This window comes from Actinomycetota bacterium (assembly GCA_036280995.1).
Taxonomy (GTDB): domain Bacteria; phylum Actinomycetota; class CALGFH01; order CALGFH01; family CALGFH01; genus CALGFH01.
Genome location: DASUPQ010000581.1, coordinates 1 through 4375 on the forward strand (window position 1 = coordinate 1; position 4375 = coordinate 4375).

Sequence of the window (4375 nt, forward strand, 5' to 3'; positions counted from 1 at the left end):
GGCGCCGACCCGCTCGCCGCCGGCGTGGACGGCCACCGCCCGCTCCCCCGCGGTCTCGACCCTGGTCACCGGCATCCCGCAGCGCACCCTCCCGCCGGCCGCCTCCAGGCAGCGGACCAGCGCGTCGACCGATGCCTGGGAGCCGCCGGCGGGCCGGGCGGCCGGGCTGCCGTGCCCGCCGGCCAGCATGAGCGCGCCGGCCCCGGTGCCGGGGTCGGCCGGGGACTGCTGGGAGTGGGCCGCCCAGTGGGCCAGCGGGGCCTGGAGGCGCTCGTCGGCGACCACCGAGCGGACCAGGTTGGAGGCCGACCCGAGCAGCGCCTGGAGGAAGCGGCCGGCCTGGGGGCCGAGGGCGGCCTCGGCCAGGGCGGCCAGCTCGCGCAGGGACGGCGGCGGGCCGTCCTCGGTCTGGGCGAGCAGGGCGACCCCGGCCTCGGCCCAGCCGGCGAAGCGCCGGTAGGCGTCGGCGTCGGCGTCGCCGACCACCGGCCGCAGGTGCTCGACGGTCCGCTCGAGCGAGGTTGCAAAGGCCAGCGCCGTGCCGTCGTCGCAGGGGGCCAGGGTGGCCTGGTCGCGGAGGTGGAAGCGGAGCCCGAAGCGCGCCTCCAGCTCCAGGTCGGCCGCGACCCCGCTGCCGCGCAGGCCGCCGTGCTCGTACGCGCCGACCTCCAGCCGCCCGCGGCCGCCGGGCAGCTCGACGGTGTGGATGCAGCCCCCGGGGGTGGCGGCCGCCTCCAGCACGACCACGTCCAGCCCGGCCCTGGCCAGGTAGCAGGCGCAGACCAGGCCGTTGTGCCCGCCCCCGATCACCACCACCTCGGCCTGGTTCACCGCTCGGTGCTCATCCGCCAGCCGGCCAGACCTCCCGGCTCAAGGGTCCAGCCGACCCGGACCAGCCGCCTGGCCCGGGCGGCCAGGTGCCCGGGCAGCCTGGCGGCGTTGGTGACCAGGACCAGGTCGGCCGCCTCGACCAGCCCGGCGGCCGCCTCCATGTCGTCGAGCAGGGCACCGAGGACGGCCGCGCCCGAGTACTGCTGCACGATCGCCTCCAGCCGGCGCCGGGAGCGGGCGTCGACCGCCAGCACCCCGACCAGGGACTCGCCGGGCAGGTCGACCAGGGCCCGCATCGCCTCCTCGGAGGCGACGAAGTTCAGCGGCACCACCTGGGCGCCCTCGGGGGCCAGCTCGCGCGCCTCGGCCAGGTGGAAGTAGGGGGTGAGGAGGACGTTGACGTCCTTCAGCTCCTCCGACTCGGCGCCCGCCTGCTCCAGCAGCAGCGGCTCGACGTTCACGCTGGTCTCGCGCTGCACCTGGTCCAGGCCCCGCTGCAGGTCGACCGGGTTGCACTCCAGGAACACGGTCCGGGGCGCCGGCTGGAACACCTCGTCGGCGACCCGGGCGACCAGCTCCTGGAACTCCAGCCGGTCCCCGCCGACCAGCCGCCAGCGGACGGCCAGGCGGCGGATGGCCGCCTCGGCGTCGCGGACCCCGGTCCCGCCGGCCGGCAGGTCGCGCCGGACCACCGCCCCGCGCCGGCTGGTCGCCGTCACCCAGCCCTGGCGGGCCAGCTCCTGCACGGCCCGGCCGACCGTGCTCGGGCTGGTCCCGAGCTCGGCGGCCAGCGCCCGCACCGACGGCAGGGCCCCGCCACGGGGGTAGGCGCCCCGCAGCAGCCGCTCCTTCAGCGCCTCTTCGACATCCCGGGCCGACAGCATCACGAGGCGACGCTCCCGGCGTCGCGCACGGCCGGGAACTCGGCGTCGAACAGCCCCGGCTCCAGGCCGCCGAGGTAGCCGAGGGCCTCCTCCAGCTCGAGCACGTCGCAGTACTTCTGGTGGAGGTCGAACAGGTTGACCTTGTGGGTCAGCTCGCCCCGGTCCCAGACGCACGGCTCGGGGATGCCGACCCGGAAGTTGTAGGAGATCGCGTCCACCGCCGAGGCCCGCACGCAGCCCGAGGTGGTGGTCCCGCACAGCAGCAGGGTGTCGGCCCGCAGGGCGACCAGGTAGCTGACCAGCGGGGTGCCGAAGAACGCCGACGGCTTCTTCTTCTCCACCAGCAGGTCGCCCGGCCGGGGCGCGATCTCGGCCACGACCTCGTTGCCGAGGTGGCCCTGGACGTCGGTGTCGTCGCCGGCGCGCCAGTTCTTGAGGTTCCAGACCCCGAGGTCGAAGCCGTCGGGGCGGCGCGGGTTGGTGGTGTAGAGGACCGGGAGGCGCAGCGCCCGGGCCCGCTCCAGGACCCGGCCGATGGCGGCCACGCCCTGCCAGCCGCGCTCCCCGCAGGAGTAGCGCCAGCGCTTGATGGACTCGAGGATCGGCTCGGGCCGGTCGCCGACGAAGTTGTAGTTGGCGTCGATCACCAGCAGCACGGGCCGTCGGCCGAGCCCCGACGGCCGGCCCCATCCGGCGGCCTCGAACACCTTGCGGTCGGTGTCTGGAAGGACGTCGTCCCAGACCGCCATGTGCGGTTGCCTCCTTGCCTGTCAGACACCGGGCCGGATGCCGGCCAGGGTGGCGTCGGGCCCGGTGCGGACCAGCCGGTCCTTGGGTTCCTTGGGGACGTCGGGCCGGACGGCCCGGGGCAGGTAGCGGCCGCTGGGCTCGCCCACCGGGCGCGGCCCGGGCGCGTCGTCGGCCCATTCGGCGACGACCCGGCCGCCCAGCAGGGTCAGCACCGGCCAGCCGTGGTAGGTCTTGCCCTCCATGATCGACCAGCCGGCCCTGGTGTTCAGGTGCTCGGGGCCCACGGTGACCTCGCGGGACAGGTCGACCACGACCAGGTCGGCGTCGGACCCGACGGCCACCGTCCCCTTGCGGGGGAACAGGCCGTAGATCCGGGCCGGGTTCTCGCAGCACACCTGGACCAGCCGCTCCAGGGTGATGCGGCCCTCGTGCACGCCGTGGGTCAGCATCACCGGCAGGAAGGTCTCGACCCGGGAGAAGCCGGTGCGGCAGTCCCAGATGCTCTGGCGGTACATGGCCTCGCGGTCGGCCGGGGGCCAGGCGACCACATGGTCGGAGCCGACCACGTCGACGTCGCCCCGGGCCAGGGCCTGCCAGAGCGCCTCCTGGGTGTCGCGGTAGCGCAGGGGCACGTTGATGCGCCAGCCGTCGAACGGGGAGAAGCCGAGCCAGGCCGGCCCGGTCTGGGCGTACAGCTCGACCCCGCGCCGGCGGGCCTCGCGGATCTCGGAGAACGTCTCGGGGGTGGTGGCGTGCTGGATGTACATGCGCGCCCCGAGCTGCTCGGCCACATAGGCGTAGGCCCGGACGTGCTGGGCCTCCAGCATGTGGGGCGAGCGGTCGGTCCAGGCGGCCAGGTCGTCGTGGCCGAGCTCGCGCGCCCGGCGCTCGAACACCCGGGCGATCTCCCAGTTCTCCGGGTGGATGGAGCAGATGGCCGGGTCGCCGTAGCGGGCCACCTGCTCCATGACCAGGTACAGGGTGCCGTCGTCGATCCCGACCCCGAGCCCGGCCCGCCGGCTCGGCCAGTTGTGGTCGGCGGCCGGGATGCGGCGGGCCTGCATGTAGAGCTTGTACGAGGTGACCCCGTACTCCTCGCAGTACAGGGGGATCTCCTCGGCCTGCTCGTCGGTCTCCATCATGAAGGTCAGGAAGCAGTCGATCGAGGACACCCGCTCGATCGTCTCCCGCGCCGTCGCGAACGCGTGGGAGAACGGGACCACGTCGTCGGCCTGTACGAACTCCTTGAAGGGGCGGGTGCCCAGGCGGGTGCTGGGGGCCTGGATGCCCCAGGTGGTGATGCCGGCGCAGGCCGCGGCCCGGCTCTCGGGGGCCAGGTCGTCCTCGAAGGGGACGTAGCAGCCGGGGTGGGCCTCGGAGTCGACGATCCCGGGCAGGATATGGTTGCCCCGCACGTCAATCGTTCGCCGGGCCGGGGGGAGCAGGTCGTCGCGGGCCACGGCGACGACGGCACCCCCGTCGATCGCGACCCCCGCCTGGAGCACTCCGTCGCCGGTCACCACCCGGCCGCCGACGAGCTTGAGGTCGACCTCCCGTGCCGGCATGGGCTCCCCTCCCGGGTCTGTCTCTTGTCTCGGACAGCGGCTAGAGGATAGCGTATGCGGCATGCCGCTGGACATCCGCAAGCTGGTCGTCCACCTCGAGGAGGTCAGGGCCGAGGGTGGCCGCGGCGACACCGGCGGGCCCCTGCGCAAGGTCGCCGCCCTGGCCGTGGTCCCCAATCCCTATGCCGGCCGGCCCTGGAGCGGCGACCTGGACGAGCTGGTGGAGCCGTCGGGGGCGCTGGCCGCCGAGCTGGCCGCCGCCGCCCTGGCCGTGCTGGGCGGGCCGGTGGAGAGCTACGGCAAGGCCGCCCTGGTCGGCCTGGACGGCGAGCAGGAGCACGCCAA

Annotated in this window: 5 protein-coding genes; 1 reads left to right on the forward strand and 4 read right to left on the reverse strand. The window is 74.8% G+C overall.

What is annotated here, in order from left to right:
• The 4 genes from VF468_19470 to VF468_19485 form a co-directional block, all read right to left on the reverse strand.
• Positions 1 to 831 (reverse strand): NAD(P)/FAD-dependent oxidoreductase (locus tag VF468_19470; GenBank protein ID HEX5880467.1); only part of this gene is annotated, 831 nt, incomplete at its 3' end.
• Complete coding sequence (locus tag VF468_19475) at positions 828 to 1715, reverse strand: GntR family transcriptional regulator (GenBank protein HEX5880468.1); 888 nt, start codon at positions 1713 to 1715, stop codon at positions 828 to 830. The genes VF468_19475 and VF468_19470, both read right to left, overlap by 4 nt.
• Complete coding sequence (locus tag VF468_19480; GenBank protein ID HEX5880469.1) at positions 1715 to 2464, reverse strand: isochorismatase family protein; 750 nt, start codon at positions 2462 to 2464, stop codon at positions 1715 to 1717. The genes VF468_19475 and VF468_19480 overlap by 1 nt, the downstream gene beginning before the upstream one ends.
• Before the next feature lie 21 nt (positions 2465 to 2485).
• Positions 2486 to 4030, reverse strand: a complete 1545-nt coding sequence (locus VF468_19485) for an amidohydrolase family protein (protein HEX5880470.1) — start codon at positions 4028 to 4030, stop codon at positions 2486 to 2488.
• Positions 4031 to 4091: 61 nt separating this feature from the next.
• Here VF468_19485 and VF468_19490 point away from each other — a divergent pair.
• On the forward strand, positions 4092 to 4375 hold a 284-nt coding region (locus VF468_19490; GenBank protein HEX5880471.1), incomplete at its 3' end, for an amino acid synthesis family protein.

Bases quoted from the DNA above. Each gene is read 5' to 3' on its own strand.
- VF468_19475 (HEX5880468.1), bottom strand. From the start codon at position 1,715: ATGCTGTCGGCCCGGGATGTCGAAGAGGCGCTGAAGGAGCGGCTGCTG.
- VF468_19480 (HEX5880469.1), bottom strand. From the start codon at position 2,464: ATGGCGGTCTGGGACGACGTCCTTCCAGACACCGACCGCAAGGTGTTC.
- VF468_19485 (HEX5880470.1), bottom strand. From the start codon at position 4,030: ATGCCGGCACGGGAGGTCGACCTCAAGCTCGTCGGCGGCCGGGTGGTG.